Consider the following 16,271-nt stretch of genomic DNA (forward strand, 5'->3'; position numbering starts at 1 on the left):
AAGGCTTCAGGCCAGGGCATATGCCCTTTGAAATGGTGTGACCGCAGTAAGGACTGGCTCAGTATCCCCGCTTCAGCCCGAAAAATACTGAGGCCAGATCACCAAGCCACGCCCGTTACGGCGTTTGGCCTCCACGGCGGGCGACTGCACGCAGACGCCAGAGCATTTCAACATTGAACCGCCTTGGCGTTACGCTAGAGCAGATTACCTTTGAAATTCTTCATATTTCAAAGTTTTCATTCAGCCGAAAAATGCGATTTGCGGTAGCCGTTGGCGGGTCTTTGCTGCTTACGGATAACCAATGCTGTCTTTGCGGCAGCCGTTGCTTTAGCCGTTGTGACGCGCTGCCCTTTCGTGCAGCGTTGGAACATGTACCTTTTTTCAAAGGCAACAGACTCTATAATAAGAGTTTTAGGGGGTGGGGGCGTGGGGGAGGAGACCCTTTTGCAAAAGGGTCCCTCCCCCACAAAGCATTTCAAAAGGAAAAAGGCGATCCGCGTTCAAGAGCGCAGGGTTCAGGCATGCAGGCTCTGGCTGCCCCCGTGCACATTGATATGGTGCAGCATGACGCCAAGAACGCCTTCAATACCCAGAAGCGAAGTGTCCACAATAAGGGCGTCCGGGGCAGGGCGTAGCGGGGCCACGGCCCGGTTGCGGTCGAGAGCGTCACGCTGGCGGATCTGTTCCGTGAGGCTTGTCAGTTCTGCGGTTTCCCCTCTTTCTTCAAGGTCGCGCAGTCGCCGCATGGCGCGCACTTCCGGGGCGGCATCCAGAAAAAATTTGAAGCGCGCGTCGGGGAAAACCACTGTGCCCATGTCGCGGCCCTCGGCCACCAGGGGCGACCTCTCGCCAATGGCCCGCTGCGTCTGGCGCAGGATGTCGCGCACCACCGGCACCGTGGCGATGCGGGCTGCCAGCATGCCCACTTCTTCAGTGCGGACTTCGCCACGCACGGCCATGCCATTGCAGAACAGGGTAGACTGCTGCCCCATGCCGCTGAGAGTGAACGTCCAGTGCGCACAACGGCCGCGCAATTCGTCTTCAGGGAGTTTTTCCGCGCCGGGCCCCAGCTTGAGGGCCATACAGCGAAACATGGCGCCGGTATCCAGATAGGCCAGCCCCAGGCTTTCGGCCATGCGGCGGGCCAGGGTGGTCTTGCCGACCCCGGCCGGGCCGTCCAGCGTTACGACAGGCAGGCGGGCGCTCATTTGTGCTCCTTGGGCGCGGCATCAGCCCCGGCATGGCGGTTTTCCAGAAGAATTTCGTCCATGGCCAGCAGAAAGGCCCTGTTTTCCCGTTCATTACCAACGCTGACGCGCAGATGGTCAGGCAGATTATAGCTTTTGAGCGGGCGGATAATGATGCCCCGGCGGAGCAGGGCTTCAAAGCAATCCTCTGCTCCCAGCGTGTCTTGCGGCAGCTGGAAAAGAACAAAATTTGCCGCGCTGGGCCAGACGTAGCAGCCCAGGGCCGTGAGGCCAACCGTAAGGGCATTGCGCCCCTGACGCACGGTCTGCATGGTGTGCGCATAGAACGTGGTGTCTTTCAATGCGGCGAGAGCGGCCTCTTCCGCCAGAATATTGACGGAGAAGGGTAAACGGGCCCGCCAGCAGTAGTCGGCTATGGCTGGAGGCAGAACGCCGTACCCCACGCGCAGGCCCGCAAGGCCGAAGCTTTTTGAAAATGTGCGCATGAACGCCGTGTTTTCGGGCAGGTGGCCGCTGGCCAGAAGAGAAGATTCCGGCTCGTTTTCCGCAAAGTCCATGTAGGCTTCGTCCACCACAAGCAGGCAGGCGGGCGCAATCTCGGCCAGCTTGTCGGCCAGTCGCGCCACGCCTTCGCGCGGCGGGCAGTAGCCCGAAGGATTGTCGGGCGTGGTGACGAAAACAAGGCGGGTATTGGCATCCACCCTGGAAAGCAGGCCGTCAAAGTTGAAAGAAAAATCGGCATTGAGCGGGTGGCGGCGCACTTCAACGCCGCAGACGCGCCCCTGGATGGGGTAGATGCTGAAGCAGGGTTCAAAACAGACCAGATTGTGCACGCCGGGTTTTGCCAGAATGCGAATGAGCAGGTCTATGATCTCATCGGAGCCGTTTCCGACCACTATGCGGCGGGCATCAACGCCGTGGAGCTGCGCCAGCGCCCCCGCGAGCCGGGGATTGCCCCCCTGGGGGTACCGAAAGCCCATGGCCGCGTGGCGCTGTACGGCTTCACACGCCAGGGGCGACATGCCCAGCGGATTTTCGTTGCTGGCCATTTTGATGGCCGTGGCAAGATTGTACTTCTGCTGAATCTCGGCAATGGACAGGCCTGGAACATAGGCCTTCAGGGCAAGAATTTCCTGCCGCACGCTGATCTCAAACATGTCTTCTCCACAGCCGGGCATGGGGGGGCTCTCGGCAACAAGAGGATTATTAACGGGCCGCGCCCCTATTATGGAGACGCGGCCCTGATGTGATGTCATGCCGGGGTACACATGGCATATCCGGCTGGATGACCGGCAATGTCAGGCGTGTTTGCAAGTCGCCGCAACAGCGGCATGGCGTACGCTTTGCAGCTGTATGCCCTCAAGGGTGCTTGACACTAGCTGGGGCGTACGGTCAGCACGGGCATGTCGGCGTTTTTGACCACCTTTTCGGCAACGGAGCCAAAGAGGATTCTGTCAATGCCCTTGCGGCCGTGGGTGCCCATAACAATGATGTCCACCTCTTCTTCCTTGGCGTGGGCCAGGATTTCTTCGGCCGCGTAGCCGATGAGCACCTTGCCCGTGGCCGTCACGCCAGCAAAGTTTTCAGCCACAAAAGATTCCATGGACTTTTCAGCGCCGGAGACGATTTCGCCCACAAAGTTTTCTATGGTGTTGGGGGGCACGTGAAAGCCCACATACTGGCTCAGCGAAGGAGCGGTGTATACAACCACAACGCTTGCGTTCAATCCCTTTGCAAGCAGAACGGCGTATTCGGCCACATCCTTGCTGTGTTCGGAGAGGTCTACCGCGCAAAGAATCTTTTTGATTTCCTTCATGGCAAGCTCCTGTTCCCCGTGGGATGATAAGGTTAAAAAATCCGCATCCTGAATATTTTCAGTTTATTCGCCATGCGGGCTGGTTCGAGGCTGTTTATCATTTTGTTAAATTTTAGTTTTTTTTACAACAATAGACAAGGTCTTTTGGAGAGCATATGCTTGCGCCTGGGGAAAATTTTTCCCTTCCATAAATACGGTATGTTATAAAATCAGCTAGTTGAGCCGACCTGCGACTTGGCAGACTTCTTGCACAAATGGCGCAAATGCGGAACGCCAACCCTGGAGGCGACATGAAGATCAAGAATGAGCAACTGGAAGCCCTGCTTCGCCAGCAGGAGCAATCCTCCGGCACAATCCGCAAGTCGGGCGATCAGGGGGCGGGCTTTGAAGCCGCTCTGGCCGAGCAGTTGGGGCTTGTGGGCGCCGGGACGTCTTCCACCGCCGGGGGTACGCTCCCGGTGGGCGGTATGCAGACGGCCCAGGCGTCACAGGCGTCCATGATAAGCCAGATGCTGCTGGGCGCTACAGGGCAGGCCGACGAAGCCAATCCTACTGAAGACGTGCTGCAGGAAGCCTTCAGCCAGGCTTCGGGTACGCTGGATATGTGGGATTCCTACGTCAGCACCCTTGGCGATGCCGGCAAAAACGGCTCCTTGCGTCAGGCCTATGCGCTTTTGCAGGGCATTGACGGACAGGTTGCCTCACTGAAGGAAAATACCGCGGGTCTGCGCGGGCAGAATCCCGGCCTGGATACCCTGGTGAACAATCTGGAGGTGCTCGCCACCACAGAAAAGTTCAAATTCAACCGCGGAGACTACAACGTCTGATTTTTCCTTGTGAGCAGATTGCAAAAAAGCCGTGAACATCAGGGGTTCACGGCTTTTTTGTTTTTGTGGGAGTGTCGTTGGAGAGGGAGTGTGCGTGTCAGGGTTGGACTTGTGTGATCCCCCGGGGCGCTGAAGGGCTGGTGCGCCCCGAAGGATCCGTTCAGGGAACTGGCTCTATGAATTGGCTATATATCAAGAGAGTGGCACTCTCGAAGTCTACGGGCTTACCGTCATGAAGGTGCGCAGGCAAATTGCGCGTGTTCTGTTGCCGGGCGGCCGCCTGAGGCAGCCGCCCGTAGGCTGGTGTCAGTCGAAAAGCTTAGTTGGTCTTGGCGTTGGGGGCGGTGTCAGCGGGCTGGTTCATCATGCCCATGCCGTAGCCGCCGCCGTGCATGCCGGGGCCGCCGTGATTACCGGGGCCGCCGTGGCCGCCGCGCGGGCCCATCATGCCCTTGCCGCCCATGCCGGGGCAGTCGCCCATGCCGCCCATCATGCCGCGGCCCATACCGTGACCGCCCATGTAGGGAACGCCCTTATCCTGCATCTGCTTGCGCATGGCGCCGTCAAGCTGGTACAGCTTGCCGTCCACGTCCTTCACATCCTTCTGCAGGGCCACGATCCTCGGATCGTCAGGCTTCACTCCCTGATAGAGCAGGGCGTTGATCTCGGCCTGCTTGCCGTACTTCTGCTGGAAGAGCGGCTGCATCTTGGGGCCGAATTCCTTGTGGATGTCCTGTATGGCGTTGATCTGTTCAGGAGTCATGTTCATATGGGGACCCATATGCTGGCCCATCCGGCCGGCCGCAGGGGGAGCGGGAACTTCGGCCGGGGCGCTGCTGGCGATGCCGGCGGTTCCAAGCAGGGCTACAAGAGCGAGCGCCGCAGTGGTAGAAGCAAATTTGGATGTTTTCATGGTGTGTCCTTTATAATGTTCGGTTGAGGCCGAAGTTTTTTGTCTTTGTGCGGACCTTGGCGCCGCAGTGCGTCGTTACCGTGTATGCGAACGGGTGATTCAGGGGGCCGTATATGCCATTTCTGCCTTGCCAGCCCGGCCCCCTATGGCCGCCGCAGCCGGACAGCGACGCCGCTGTTGTGATTGTCTGCCAAGAACGTTGGTAAGGCGTCTCATGTGTGGTCCTTGGGGTTTCAGGGCGTCTGCGGCCGGGGCTTACCGGCCCATGTGGCTGCCGCCATGGGGACCGTGGGGGCCGTAGCCGCCGTGACCGCTGCCGCCGTTGCCGCACCAGGGAGAGGCAGTTCCGGTGCTTGTGGCATTCTGGGCGTGCACGGGCAGGGCGGTGAGGGCCATGGCGAACACAAGGGCCAAGGATGCAAAGATGAACGAGGGTTTGATGGTTGAAGTTTTCATGATGGTCTCCTTGACTGTATATGTATCGTGCTCTTGATTGTTTCCTGAAAGGAATATCAGATCACGTTTTTAAGCTTTTCGTATTCTTCCGGTGTTATTTCGCCGGAAGCAAGGCGTCGTTTCAAAATGTTCAGCGTGTCGCGGCGGTCAAAGTTGCAGGGTTTGCGTCCAATAAAGCGAAAGATACAGTAAATCGCCAGAACCAGCACCGTAACCGCAAGAAGCATTCCTATCCAACCGCCACCCCAGCCGAAAAAATTCAGATAATTACAAGCATGCATTATGTGTCCTCCCGGTGAGACCGGGCGCGCCCTGCATTGGGGCGGGGTTGCGCTGTCACCTGTTTGCGCGTTTTCACGCGCTCTTGCCCCCTATAAGGCAAAGCTCGTGCCAACGTTGTGCGTTTTCTTATAACATTAGATAGTAATTAATTTTATTTTATTGTGGACGCTTTTGGGCAGTATCCTGGTCTGATGGATATTGTCCATTTTTTACCCACATTGGCACGGCTGTGTCCAATTTTTACCAGCACCCTTGACCAGATGAGTAAAAAATACATAATAGGGACATTCAGCCACACAAGGACAGGCCATGAAGAGCAGATTTTCAAGATTATTCTCCATCAGAGGAGCGCGCGCCCTGCATTTGGGGCTTTCTCCCTGGATGATCGTGGGCATAGCCATTATTCTTGGTCTGACCATTTCGGCTCTTGCCGTGCGGAGCACCCAGCGCGGCAAGACGTATATGATACAGAACCTCCTGGACCGGGCCGAGGCCCTCATATGGGCCCTGGAGGCGGGCGCGCGCACGGGTTTGTGCACCCCTCTGGGCAATTCGGACGGGCTGCAGTCCCTGCTGGCGGAAACGGCCAAGCAGCCCGGCATTGTTTTTATGGCTGTGGCCAACAATGCGGGAGAAATGCTGGCCTACAGCGTGCCAGTGCGCACCCGCGACAGAAGCCGGGGCAATGATGGCAGATATGCAGCCGGGTCGGGATCAGTCGGCGACGGCAGGGTCGCCGCGCAGGCGCAACAGGGCGAAAAAGCTTTGACCATTATCATGCCCACGGCGGTGCAGGTGACGGAAAAACCCGCATGGCGTCTGCGCCAGTGGGGCGACAGAAAAGTTTTTGAGGTATACCGCGCTTTTGTTCCGCTGGAAGATGACCGCCCAATGCCTTTGCCCATGCGCGGGCACGGGCAGCACGGCATGGGGCGCAGCAGGGGCGTGGTGGGCACGGATATGCCCCATGGCCCCATGTCGCCCAGAAGAATGGAGCCACTGCCACAGCCCGCGGGGCCGGGCATGTCGGGCGTTACGGGCGGCCCGCAGCCGGACTTGAGGCGGCCCGCTCCCGGAATGCCGGGGGACGGCAGCGCCTGGCCGGCTGCCCAACTGCATCCGGGGCAGCCCCGTCAGCCGCAGGGCGTGGTCGTGGTGGGGCTTGATCTCAAACCCTTTGAGGCGGCGCTGGCGGCGGACCTGCGCTATAACGCCATGTCGGCCGCCCTGGTGGCGGCTTTGGGCCTTGCGGGCTTTGTTTCACTGTTCTGGGCGCAGAATTACCGCCATTCACGCAAGATGCTGCGCGATTCGCGGGCCATGGCGTCAGAAGTGGTCGCCAATCTGCCTCTGGGCCTTCTGACCAGTGATCCTTCGGGCAGGGTGGCCATGGTCAACGACACTGCCCTGCGCATGTTCGACCTTGACCGGGGCACGGCCTTGTACGCGCCCCTGACAGGGCTGCCGGGTCTGGACTGGAAGGCGCTGGTGGCGGAACTGGCCGGGGGCCGCAAGGTGCTTGAGCGCGAATGCGTCCTGACGACAGGGCGCGCGGGCGCGGTCATCAGCCTCAGCGCCGCCACCATGCGCAATCAGGACGGCGTTTTTCTGGGCAACGTATTTATTCTGCGCGACATTACCGAGGTCAAGCGCCTGCAGGCAGACGCGCAGCGCAACGACCGTCTTTCAGCCCTGGGGCATCTGGCTGCCGGTGTGGCGCATGAGGTGCGCAATCCTCTGAGCACCATCAAGGGCGTGGCCCTCTATATCGCCAAGCGCATGCTGCCGGGCGGCCGTGAAGAGGAAGCCGCCCAGCGCATGATTGATGAAGTGGACAGGCTGGACAGGGTCGTTTCCGAACTGCTGGAATTCGCCCGGCCAGGAGCCATCAGCACGACGGACGCCGACCTTGCCGAAATCATCAACCGGGCCCTGCGTCTGACCGAAGCCGATGTGCGCGCCAGAAACATCCAGGTCACTCTTGACGTGGCTTCTGACCTGCCGCCGGTAAGGGTCAATGCCGAACGCCTCACCCAGGCGCTGCTCAACCTTTTTCTCAATGCCGTGCAGGCCATGGGGGAAGGCGGGCAACTGCGCGTGGGCGCGCGTCTCTCGTCTGACGGGCAGACTTTCAGCCTTTCTGTCAGCGACAATGGCCCCGGTATCCCCAGAGACATTCAGGCGGCCATTTTTACGCCCTATTTTACCACCAAGCCCTCGGGCACGGGCCTTGGGCTGGCCATAGTCTACCAGATTGTCGAAGGGCACGGCGGCAGTGTGAGCGTCAATTCCGAACCGGGGCACGGCACGGAATTCATCCTTGTGCTGCCTGTCCGCGGCAGGGGCGAAGCCTTTTCGACCGGGCAGAGTAAAAAATAATTTCAGGACGCCGGGCCGGTACGGCAGGGCGTCCCCGGAGCAGCTTTACCCTGAAGCTGCTCCGGCAACTGCGGGAGCAGCCGTTCTCCGTGGAGGCGCAGTTTGTCCGCGCTGTTGCGCGCCGTAAAGGCCGTGCCGCAAGCCTTGGGAATGTATATTCGCATCGTTACCCTGCGCCAGCTATCAACCAGGATGATCAAGGAATATTGTCATGAGTGCGACTTCAGCTGTCAGACTGATGGTGGTGGACGACGACCGCAACCACCGCGAAATGCTGCGGGCCCTGCTGGAAGAATGGGGATATGACCCCGTTACCGTGGACAATGGGGAAGAGGCCGTGGCCATGTGCCAGGAAAGCCCCTTTGACCTCATCCTTATGGACGTGAGGATGGGGGGCATGAGCGGCATTGAGGCCACCCGCGCCATCAAAAGCTACAATCCCGCCATCCCTGTGCTGATCATGACGGCGTACTCCGATGTGGCCAACGCGGTGGAAGCCCTCAAGGCCGGAGCGTACGACTACCTTACCAAGCCCCTGGCCTTTGACGCCCTCAAGCTGGCGCTGGAGCGCGCGCTGGACCACGCCAATCTGCGCGACGAGGTGCGCGCCTTGCGTCACGAACTGGCCGCCAACGTCGATTCCCGCAACGTCATTGGCCAGAGTCCGGCCATGCGGCAGGTGCTTGGCCTGGTTTCAGCCATAGCGGCTTCCGAGGCCACGGTGCTCATCACCGGTGAATCCGGCACGGGCAAGGAGGTTATCGCCAAGCTGATCCACGCCAACAGCAACAGGGCCAAAGGGCCGTACGTGGCCGTCAATTGTGCGGCCCTTACGGAAACCCTGCTGGAATCCGAGCTGTTCGGCCATGAAAAGGGGGCCTTTACCGGGGCGGAAAAACGCCGCGAGGGGCGCTTTCTGGCGGCGAACAAGGGCACCATCTTTCTGGATGAAATTGGCGAGATTCCTTTATCCATGCAGGTCAAACTGTTGCGCGTCATTCAGGAGCGCGAGCTGCAACGTGTGGGCGGCGACCAGACCATCAAGGTGGATGTGCGCATTCTGGCCGCCACCAACAAGGATCTGGCCCTTGAAGTGGAGGAGGGGCGCTTTCGGCAGGACCTTTACTACAGGCTCAACGTGGTTTCATTGCAATTGCCGCCCCTGCGCGACCGGCATGAGGATATTCCTCTGCTGGCCATGCACTTCATGAAGATTTTTGCCGAACGTAACGGCAAGATGGTCAAGGGCTTCACCCCTGCGGCCATGGACAGGCTCGTCAAACACACATGGCCCGGCAACGTGCGCGAACTGGAAAACGCGGTGGAACGCGCCGTTGTGCTGCTGGTGGGGGAATACATCAGCGAGCGCGAACTGCCGCCCACCATTGCCGAAGCCGAAGAGGAAAGCCCGCGTTCGTCCAGACTGGATTTTGCCAACATGACGCTGGAAGAAATCGAGCGTCTGGCCGTGCAGGATACTCTTGAACAGGTCGGCGGCAATAAAAGCGAAGCCGCGCGGCGTCTGGGCATCAACCGCAAGACGCTGCTGGCCAAGCTGGGAGACGGCAAGTAGGGGGTAGGCATGATGCATGCGAACACAACCGGATTAATGCTATGCTAAAAACAATGTGCGATGTGTTGTATCGGCGGGCAGTCAAGGCGACGTTCTATTCGCTGGCGGGGTTTCGGGCCGCCTTTACCAAGGAAGAGGCCTTTCGGCTTGAGCTCACGGGATTGATCATCCTTGTTCTCATCATGTTTGTGGCGCCGTGGCCCCTCTGGAAAAAATTTGTGATGACGGGCTCGTATCTTTTGATCCTTATTGTTGAATTGTTGAACTCCGCCGTTGAAGATGTGTGCGACCTCGTGAGCACCGAATATTCCGATTTAATAAAAACAGCCAAAGACAAAGGGTCAATGGCTGTCTTAATGGCTTTGCTTGCCAATATGCTTCTGCTTGTGGGGCTACTGTTGTGGTAAATTGCAGCCCTGGGACAAAAGCGAAGCGAAGTTTCTTTTCAAATAAAAGTACATCTTGCTTCTGTTTAAAAGCGGATCTGACTCATGCAGGAAGGTGTGTTTTTGTCCGGTAATGAACAAAACAAAGGGGATGCATCCGGAACCTTCGGGGGTGTATGACCTGTGGTCACCCCAAAGGGCGACGGTGGTTCCTTCAGGCAGCTTGCTCGCATAGCTGGCAAGGGCTGCATCCGTATTTCTGCACAAAGAGTAGTAAACGTGCCGCGGTGTACCAGAAAAACACATGTTTTTGCAGACCTTTTCCGGCTGATCCATGACATGCATGTCCATTGTGATAATAAAATGGAAGAAGGAGCCGGTGTGGGGAATTTTTTGGGCGGCAAAGTCAAACAGGTCTGTGTCGGCAACAATGCCGTCAGTCCATACCTGGGTAATGCGAACCCCTTCGGCCTGCATTTTTTCCAGACCGTAATTATGCTGTACCCCCTGACTGCGATAGGTCTTTTCCTGATTCATATAATTGCCGGGTAAACCGTGAAAGAAATAGCTTGAGGCAACTTTTTTTGTCAAAAGCTGCGGTAATGCTTCTGAAAAATCCTTTTCATATTCGTAGTGCAGAATATTGTGCGAGGCGATGCGGCCAGTGAAGACTTCATAGTCGGAATTGGCGGAAGCCATTTTTTTTGTACCATCCAGGCGTATTGCCACTCCCTTTTCCTGAAGACTGTGCAGAAAAGGCATTACATACTCACCGTCAACATTGGCGGTGAGCATTTCATAATCTAATGATTCTACCTGAATACAAACGATTTTATCCGTGCAGGTAAGAAGCGGCAGACCTTCAGTGCCGTCCGGAGATTCCGTGGGTTGCGTCTGATCCTGCATGCGCCAAGGGTATCCTGTGGCAAGCTCCAGAACGAATGTGGCCAGATACCCCCGGGCGTGCAGTGAGCGCCGTTCGGGTGGAGTGGGGCTTACTTTGCCGCTTATGGAGTTTTGTGGCCAGAACGCCTTGAGCGGCAGGGTTGCAAAGCTGGTGGACATGGCAATGGCAAACGTTGCGAGAGCAAGACCGCCAACCCATTTACGACGCGGCAATTCTTTGATTTTGAATAAAAAAAAGAGTTGGGCAAAGGCGCAGACAACAAAGAATAACGATTTTAGCAGCGGCACGTGGAAGAAAAGTGAAAAACCAAGATGGCTTGCGTAACGTGTGCCGTGGACAAGTGTGGATAAATTCAAGGGCACTTTAAGGGTTTCGGCCACAGTCAGGCACACAATGCTGAACAGGCATTGCCCTATGATAAGCAATACGCAGATATCACGGCGAATCCAGGTGAAAAGGCACAGGGATGCAGCCAGATTTATGCCTACAACTGGAAAGCTCGGACGAATGCTCCACCATTGGCAAACTGAACTGGAAAGTGACATCAACAGAACCAGAAGCAACAGGTATAACCATGAAAGCTTCGCATCAGTCATGTCTCACTCCAGGTTTTGTTCACCCACTATTTCATATCACGAAAATCTTTTACCTGCGTAAAGCCAGCAGGCCGTCCAGTATGGTCCAGGGATTGGGCGGGCAGCCCGGCACAAAAAGATCCACTGGCAGGATGTCGGTAATGCCGTTATTGCACTGCGGCCCATTGCGGAAAAGCCCGCCCGATATGGCGCAGGCCCCCACCGCCGCCACAAGGCGTGGTTCGGGAATGGCGTCATAGGTGTCGATGACGGCCAGGCGCATGTTTTCAGAAACAGGCCCGGTGACCAGAATGCCGTCGGCATGGCGTGGCGAGGCCACAAAGTCAATGCCAAAGCGCGGCAGGTCAAAGACCAGGGTGCCAAGCACATTGCAGTCCGCCTCGCAGGCGTTGCAGCCCGCGGCGCTGACCTGACGCAGCTTGAGAGAACGCCGGAAAAGGGAAAATTTGCCGGGTGCGGAAGGTCTGGCCGCCTGCGGAGCCGGTTGGCCCGGAACCACCAGCAGGTCTTCACGCCTGAAAACCGCCATGCGGTGCTCGCCGGTGAAGGCGATGGCCTGTCGGGGGCAAACCTGGCGGCAGGCGCCGCAGAAGGTGCAGCGTCCCATATCCAGGGTGGGCGTGCCGTCGGGCGTGCCCTCGGTGGGCAGCAAGGCTCCTGTGGGGCAGGCCGCGTAACAGGCCGTGCAGCCGTCGCAGTTCACGGGCGTGAGGCTGGGCCTGCCCATAAACCTGGGCGAAAGCACGGGCTGCTGGCGGGGATAGTCCAGCGTGCGATATTTCTGACGGATGCGTTCCTTAATTATATGCAGCATGTCAAAGCCTTACAGGTCATGTCCGCAATAAGAGAGGTTGAAGCTCTTGTTGCAGAGAGGAAAGTCTGAAATCTGGTTGCCGCGCAGGGCCATGGCCAGTCCCGTCCAGTTGTGGAAGGAGGGATCTATCACCTTGTACACAAAGATGCGCCCACGCGAGTCGGTAAGCGCCACATGGCAGACTTCGCCGCGCCAGCCTTCCACCTGGGCCACGGCGAGGGTATGCGGCGGCAGGGCCGCAAAGTCGGTGGCCGGGCCGTCGGGCTCGTGCCCGGCCGTTGCAGAGTTCGTTTGTGCGGGTGCCGCATGGGCCTGGGCCGCATGGCCTGCGGACGCGGCGCAGGTGGGCGTTTCGACTTCCTGATCGGGCTGACCGGGCAGGGCCGCCAGACGGGTGAGGTCAAGCTCAAGCAGCCGCAGGCTGTCATCCAGTTCGCGGCTGCGCACACAGGTGCGCGCCATGACGTCCCCCGTGATCTCCAGCCGGGGAGCGCAGTTTTCGCAGGAAAGGTCGCTGAGGGGCATGTGAAAGCGCGCGTCCACGTCCAGGCCGCAGGCGCGGGCGGCCACCCCCACCAGTCCCAGTTCGCGGGCCACGGCGGGCTCCACCGAGCCGGTCTCCGCAAGGCGGTTGCGCACGGTCACGGCATCCAGCATGACATCCACAGAGCCGCGCGCGTCTTGCCAGGCCGACCGCACACGGTCGAGCAGATCCGCACATTCCTGCGGGGCGAGGTCATACGCCACGCCGCCGGGCCGCAACAGGCCACGCCCGAAGCGGTTGCCGCACAGGCTGGCGGTCATGTTCAGAAAATCTCCGCGAATGCGGCCGTTCCATGAGGCTGTGGGCAAAAAGCCAGTGTCCCCGGCAATGGCCCCAAGGTCGCCCGTATGGTTGGCCAGACGCTCCAGTTCCAGGCCGATACGGCGCACAAGCTGGGCGCGTTCGTCAGGCTGCTGCCCTTTCATGCGCTCAAGCACGACGCAGTATGCCGTGGCGTGGGCCACCGTGGAATCTCCGGCTGCGCATTCCAGCAGGGGAAGGCGGCGGGCGGCGGGGCCGTGAACGAGCATGCTCTCCAGCCCCCGGTGCTGGTACCCCAGGGCAATTTCCAGATGCAGCACATTTTCGCCATAGCACTGAAAACGGAAATGCCCCGGCTCTATGATTCCCGCGTGAACAGGGCCAACGGCCACCTCATGCACGTCCACGCCCTCGACCCGGTAAAAGGGGTAGGGCTGGGCTGGGTGCGGCGGGGCGGATTTTTCCGCCAGGGCTGCCGCTGGCGCAGCTTCGGGTAACGCGGCGGACTCCGCGCCCGAAGCGTCCGAGCCGGAAACATTCGCGCCAGAAACGCCCGCCGCAGTGCGCGCCTGGGCCTCGAAGCTGTCAGGAGTGCGCCGCACGCTTTTGAGCCAGGGATGTCCCACGGGCTCCACGCCCCATTGTTCGTAAATTTCGCGCTCGAAGTAGTGCAGTTGGGGCAGGTCTGGCGTCATTGACACAAAGGCCGTCACCGGCGGCGTGCGGCGGGCCATGAGACGGCGCGTGCCGTCATGGGCCAGCACGCAGCACAGGCTGACGGGCACGGGCTGTCTGGGTATGGTTTCTGCAACGTCTTCATCGGGAATGCCAAAAAAGGCCAGAACGCGCCAGCCGCCTGCAATGGCGTGGCGCAGGTGGTCACGCAGTTCGGTCACGGAGAAACGCGCCAGATTTTTCAGATCAACCGCCTCGCGGTAGTCGAACGACATGGTATCCTCCTGGACCAGATTGCCTTTGAAATACTTTACATCTCAATTTGTTATTCCGCCGAAAATATTATTTGCGGTAGCCGTTAGCGGGTCTTTGCCGCTTACGGATAGCGACAGCCATCAGTAGCTTCCTTCGTCGCAACGGCTAAAGCTCGGCAGAATCCGCGCACGTTGGCGCGCTGCGCTTTCGCGCAGCGACGGAGCATGTCCCTTTTTTCAAAGGTAAAAGGCTCTAGCCGCCGATGAGGGCAGCGCCCTGACGCAAAAAATTCCAAAGCCAGTCGGGTATCCACAAGCCAAGGGTCAGCACGGCCCCCCCAAGAACCAGGGGCGGCAGCACGCTCAGCAGCGGTTCCCGCACGGTTTGGGGCATGTCTATGGGGCGGTTGCCCTGCACCATACGCAGAACCGCGACGGAAAGGCCGACAAAAATCACGGCAAGGGCCAGCATATAGGCCGCGGCCAGCAAGGGCGAATTCGCCGCCAGCATGCCCTTGAAGATGATGAATTCACTGATGAAGATGCCGAAGGGCGGCGAACCGGCCACGGCCAGAAAACCGGCCATCCATAAGGCTCCTGTTACGGGCATGGTCCAGCGCATGCCACGGATGTCATAGCTGGAAAAGGTGTGGTAACGGGCCAGAATATTTCCGGAAAGCAGAAAGAGCATGCACTTGGTCAGCGAATGGCAGACGGCGTGCAGCATGGCTCCGGATACGGCCAGGCCGCCCACGCCTATGCCCAGGGCCAGAATGCCCATATGTTCCACGCTGGAGTACGCCAGCATGCGCTTGTAGTGTCCCTGCCCCACAATGAAGATGGCCGCCGTGATAAGCGAGATCAGGCCGAAAAAGCTGAGCAGCCCGCCGCTGAAGCCGCCAAGTCCGGCGGCCAGCATGATCTGGTGTCCGCGCAGGATGCCAAGCAGGGCACAGTTGAGCAACGCACCGGAGAGCAGGGCGGACACCAGGGAGGGGGCCTGACTGTGGGCGTCGGGCAGCCAGTTGTGCAGAGGGGCCAGGCCCATCTTGGTGCCATAGCCCACCAGCAGAAAGATATAGGCCGCCTTGAGCCAGGTTTCTTCACCGGCACGGGCGTGACTGACAAACCAGCCAAGCTGGTCCATGCCTTCCAGCATGGCTTCCATGCCTTCGGGCGTGTAGAACGCCACGGAAAGCAGAATGTTGCCCACCATGGCCAGGGCAATGCCCACGGAGCAGATGATAAGATACTTCCACGTGGCCTCGAGGGAACGCTGGTGCCTGTGAAAATAGATGAGCGGCGCGCTGGAAAGGGTGGTGCCTTCTATGCCCACCCACAAAGCGCCCAGATGGGGCGTGGTGGTCACAAGCGTCATGGATGAAAGAAAAAAGCACAGGCAGGCGGCAAGGCGGCGCTGGGGCGCGTTGGTAAAGCCGGGGCCGCCGTGGATGTCCGTATGGACTTCCAGTCTGTCTTCCTCACGCAGGTAGTAGACCGCATATACAGAAGCCGCCAGAAAGAGCAGGCTGGCCAGCATGAGAAAAAGCGCGCCAAGAGGGTCGGGGGCCAGCAGACCGTTCATGGCTCTGGGCTCGGCCCCCGTGCTGACGGCATGTGTCGTCCAGGCGGCCAGAACCGTATGGGCGAGAGCGGTCAGTGGCAGAAGAACCCGGCACATGGCCTTGGTGCCGAGCAGGATGATACAGCCCGCCCCGAGCGGGAGAAAAAGCAAGGCTTCCAGCATGGCGGTCAATCCCTGAGGCTGCGAAAGCGGCCAACGTCAATGGACTCAAAAGTGTTGCCAATATGGTTGATGGCAATGCCCATAACGAAAACAGCCACAAACACGTCCAGCAGCAGGGCAAGCTCAAACCACGTGGTTGCTGCGGTCATGAGCGGCATGCCCAGCAGAAAGATGCCGTTTTCCGCCACCAGATAACCAATGACCTGGGCCAGGGCCGTTGTGCGCCCCACCACCAGGATAAGTCCGCAAAACAGTGTGGTCAGGGCCGTGGGCAGCACCAGCGGCGGAAAAAGGGCAGGCAGGGTGAGCAGTCGCGCTTCAAGCCACAAAGAGAGCACAAGCCCCCCCATGCCGGCCAGTACGCCGATGGCCACGTGCATGCGGGGTCTCATGCGATGGTGGGAGTGCAGGCGGTTACGGGTGCGCCAGAGCAGGCCAGGCAGAAGCGCCCCCTTGATGAGCAGCACGGCGGCTGCCAGCAGGGCGTGGTCCATGCTCAGCAGCATGCCCGCCAGCAGTAAGCCCTGAAAGGCCGTGAAGCGTATGAGCCACATGATCCGTGTTGTGCCCAGCATGAGTAGGTTGTTCAGCATGAGCAAGAACAGGCAGCTTTGCAGTGCGGATTCCACGCTT

At 59.2% G+C, this 16,271-nt stretch carries 16 protein-coding genes; 4 read left to right on the plus strand and 12 right to left on the minus strand.

Annotated features, from left to right (window positions below):
- Positions 1–515: 515 nt before the first annotated feature.
- The 3 genes from cmk to ACZ5DH_RS01645 form a co-directional block, all read right to left on the minus strand.
- Positions 516–1,208: a (d)CMP kinase gene (cmk, locus tag ACZ5DH_RS01635; protein WP_464255430.1), complete on the minus strand. Its 693-nt coding sequence runs from the start codon at positions 1,206–1,208 to the stop codon at positions 516–518.
- The gene (hisC, locus tag ACZ5DH_RS01640; RefSeq protein ID WP_464255431.1) at positions 1,205–2,365 is read right to left on the minus strand and encodes a histidinol-phosphate transaminase; all 1,161 of its coding nucleotides are present in this window, start codon (positions 2,363–2,365) and stop codon (positions 1,205–1,207) included. Before hisC ends, cmk begins: the two co-directional genes overlap by 4 nt.
- 218 nt (positions 2,366–2,583) lie before the next feature.
- The gene (locus ACZ5DH_RS01645) at positions 2,584–3,024 is read right to left on the minus strand and encodes a universal stress protein (protein ID WP_179980993.1); all 441 of its coding nucleotides are present in this window, start codon (positions 3,022–3,024) and stop codon (positions 2,584–2,586) included.
- 290 nt (positions 3,025–3,314) lie between these two features.
- On the opposite strand from ACZ5DH_RS01645, the gene ACZ5DH_RS01650 reads away from it, so the two are divergent.
- A complete protein-coding gene (locus ACZ5DH_RS01650) occupies positions 3,315–3,851 on the plus strand; it encodes a hypothetical protein (RefSeq protein WP_464255432.1) in 537 nt (178 codons plus the stop codon).
- Between the two features lie 319 nt (positions 3,852–4,170).
- Here ACZ5DH_RS01650 and ACZ5DH_RS01655 read toward each other — a convergent pair whose 3' ends face one another.
- The 3 genes from ACZ5DH_RS01655 to ACZ5DH_RS01665 form a co-directional block, all read right to left on the minus strand.
- Positions 4,171–4,764 (minus strand): hypothetical protein, encoded by a 594-nt coding sequence (locus tag ACZ5DH_RS01655; RefSeq protein ID WP_464255433.1) that lies wholly within the window; start codon positions 4,762–4,764, stop codon positions 4,171–4,173.
- Positions 4,765–5,019: 255 nt separating this feature from the next.
- On the minus strand, positions 5,020–5,220 hold the full coding sequence (locus ACZ5DH_RS01660) for a hypothetical protein (protein ID WP_464255434.1): 201 nt from the start codon (positions 5,218–5,220) through the stop codon (positions 5,020–5,022).
- 56 nt (positions 5,221–5,276) lie between these two features.
- Positions 5,277–5,501, minus strand: coding sequence for an SHOCT domain-containing protein (locus tag ACZ5DH_RS01665; RefSeq protein WP_464255435.1), 225 nt, complete (start codon positions 5,499–5,501; stop codon positions 5,277–5,279).
- A gap of 310 nt (positions 5,502–5,811) precedes the next feature.
- On the opposite strand from ACZ5DH_RS01665, the gene ACZ5DH_RS01670 reads away from it, so the two are divergent.
- The gene (locus ACZ5DH_RS01670) at positions 5,812–7,881 is read left to right on the plus strand and encodes an ATP-binding protein (RefSeq protein WP_464255436.1); all 2,070 of its coding nucleotides are present in this window, start codon (positions 5,812–5,814) and stop codon (positions 7,879–7,881) included.
- 2 nt (positions 7,882–7,883) lie between these two features.
- On the opposite strand, the gene ACZ5DH_RS01675 is transcribed toward ACZ5DH_RS01670, so the two are convergent.
- Positions 7,884–8,045, minus strand: a complete 162-nt coding sequence (locus ACZ5DH_RS01675) for a hypothetical protein (RefSeq protein ID WP_464255437.1) — start codon at positions 8,043–8,045, stop codon at positions 7,884–7,886.
- Positions 8,046–8,092: 47 nt separating this feature from the next.
- On the opposite strand from ACZ5DH_RS01675, the gene ACZ5DH_RS01680 reads away from it, so the two are divergent.
- Both ACZ5DH_RS01680 and ACZ5DH_RS01685 read left to right on the plus strand, forming a co-directional pair.
- Positions 8,093–9,454, plus strand: a complete 1,362-nt coding sequence (locus ACZ5DH_RS01680) for a sigma-54-dependent transcriptional regulator (protein WP_464255438.1) — start codon at positions 8,093–8,095, stop codon at positions 9,452–9,454.
- Between the two features lie 41 nt (positions 9,455–9,495).
- The gene (locus tag ACZ5DH_RS01685; protein WP_464255439.1) at positions 9,496–9,861 is read left to right on the plus strand and encodes a diacylglycerol kinase; all 366 of its coding nucleotides are present in this window, start codon (positions 9,496–9,498) and stop codon (positions 9,859–9,861) included.
- Here ACZ5DH_RS01685 and ACZ5DH_RS01690 read toward each other — a convergent pair.
- From ACZ5DH_RS01690 to ACZ5DH_RS01710, 5 genes are all read right to left on the minus strand, one after another.
- Complete coding sequence (locus ACZ5DH_RS01690) at positions 9,847–11,343, minus strand: sulfatase-like hydrolase/transferase (protein WP_464255440.1); 1,497 nt, start codon at positions 11,341–11,343, stop codon at positions 9,847–9,849. The two genes, ACZ5DH_RS01685 and ACZ5DH_RS01690, sit on opposite strands and share 15 nt — an antisense overlap.
- 49 nt (positions 11,344–11,392) lie before the next feature.
- A complete protein-coding gene (locus tag ACZ5DH_RS01695; RefSeq protein ID WP_464255441.1) occupies positions 11,393–12,157 on the minus strand; it encodes an NADH-quinone oxidoreductase subunit B family protein in 765 nt (254 codons plus the stop codon).
- Between the two features lie 9 nt (positions 12,158–12,166).
- On the minus strand, positions 12,167–13,912 hold the full coding sequence (locus ACZ5DH_RS01700; RefSeq protein WP_464255442.1) for an NADH-quinone oxidoreductase subunit D-related protein: 1,746 nt from the start codon (positions 13,910–13,912) through the stop codon (positions 12,167–12,169).
- A 232-nt stretch (positions 13,913–14,144) separates the two neighbouring features.
- A complete protein-coding gene (locus ACZ5DH_RS01705; protein ID WP_464255443.1) occupies positions 14,145–15,638 on the minus strand; it encodes a proton-conducting transporter transmembrane domain-containing protein in 1,494 nt (497 codons plus the stop codon).
- Between the two features lie 5 nt (positions 15,639–15,643).
- Positions 15,644–16,267, minus strand: a complete 624-nt coding sequence (locus ACZ5DH_RS01710; protein ID WP_464255444.1) for a hydrogenase-4 component E — start codon at positions 16,265–16,267, stop codon at positions 15,644–15,646.
- Positions 16,268–16,271: the final 4 nt, after the last annotated feature.

It is taken from the genome of Desulfovibrio simplex, assembly GCF_055387835.1.

What these genes read in the sequence shown, in the direction of transcription:
- ACZ5DH_RS01705 (WP_464255443.1), bottom strand. Translation starts at nt 15,638, where the DNA reads ATGCTGGAAGCCTTGCTTTTTCTCCCGCTCGGGGCGGGCTGTATCATC.
- ACZ5DH_RS01700 (WP_464255442.1), bottom strand. Translation starts at nt 13,912, where the DNA reads ATGTCGTTCGACTACCGCGAGGCGGTTGATCTGAAAAATCTGGCGCGT.
- ACZ5DH_RS01645 (WP_179980993.1), bottom strand. Translation starts at nt 3,024, where the DNA reads ATGAAGGAAATCAAAAAGATTCTTTGCGCGGTAGACCTCTCCGAACAC.
- ACZ5DH_RS01650 (WP_464255432.1), top strand. Translation starts at nt 3,315, where the DNA reads ATGAAGATCAAGAATGAGCAACTGGAAGCCCTGCTTCGCCAGCAGGAG.
- ACZ5DH_RS01685 (WP_464255439.1), top strand. Translation starts at nt 9,496, where the DNA reads ATGCTAAAAACAATGTGCGATGTGTTGTATCGGCGGGCAGTCAAGGCG.
- ACZ5DH_RS01680 (WP_464255438.1), top strand. Translation starts at nt 8,093, where the DNA reads ATGAGTGCGACTTCAGCTGTCAGACTGATGGTGGTGGACGACGACCGC.
- cmk (WP_464255430.1), bottom strand. Translation starts at nt 1,208, where the DNA reads ATGAGCGCCCGCCTGCCTGTCGTAACGCTGGACGGCCCGGCCGGGGTC.
- ACZ5DH_RS01675 (WP_464255437.1), bottom strand. Translation starts at nt 8,045, where the DNA reads ATGCGAATATACATTCCCAAGGCTTGCGGCACGGCCTTTACGGCGCGC.
- ACZ5DH_RS01655 (WP_464255433.1), bottom strand. Translation starts at nt 4,764, where the DNA reads ATGAAAACATCCAAATTTGCTTCTACCACTGCGGCGCTCGCTCTTGTA.
- ACZ5DH_RS01690 (WP_464255440.1), bottom strand. Translation starts at nt 11,343, where the DNA reads ATGACTGATGCGAAGCTTTCATGGTTATACCTGTTGCTTCTGGTTCTG.
- ACZ5DH_RS01695 (WP_464255441.1), bottom strand. Translation starts at nt 12,157, where the DNA reads ATGCTGCATATAATTAAGGAACGCATCCGTCAGAAATATCGCACGCTG.
- hisC (WP_464255431.1), bottom strand. Translation starts at nt 2,365, where the DNA reads ATGTTTGAGATCAGCGTGCGGCAGGAAATTCTTGCCCTGAAGGCCTAT.
- ACZ5DH_RS01660 (WP_464255434.1), bottom strand. Translation starts at nt 5,220, where the DNA reads ATGAAAACTTCAACCATCAAACCCTCGTTCATCTTTGCATCCTTGGCC.
- ACZ5DH_RS01670 (WP_464255436.1), top strand. Translation starts at nt 5,812, where the DNA reads ATGAAGAGCAGATTTTCAAGATTATTCTCCATCAGAGGAGCGCGCGCC.
- ACZ5DH_RS01665 (WP_464255435.1), bottom strand. Translation starts at nt 5,501, where the DNA reads ATGCATGCTTGTAATTATCTGAATTTTTTCGGCTGGGGTGGCGGTTGG.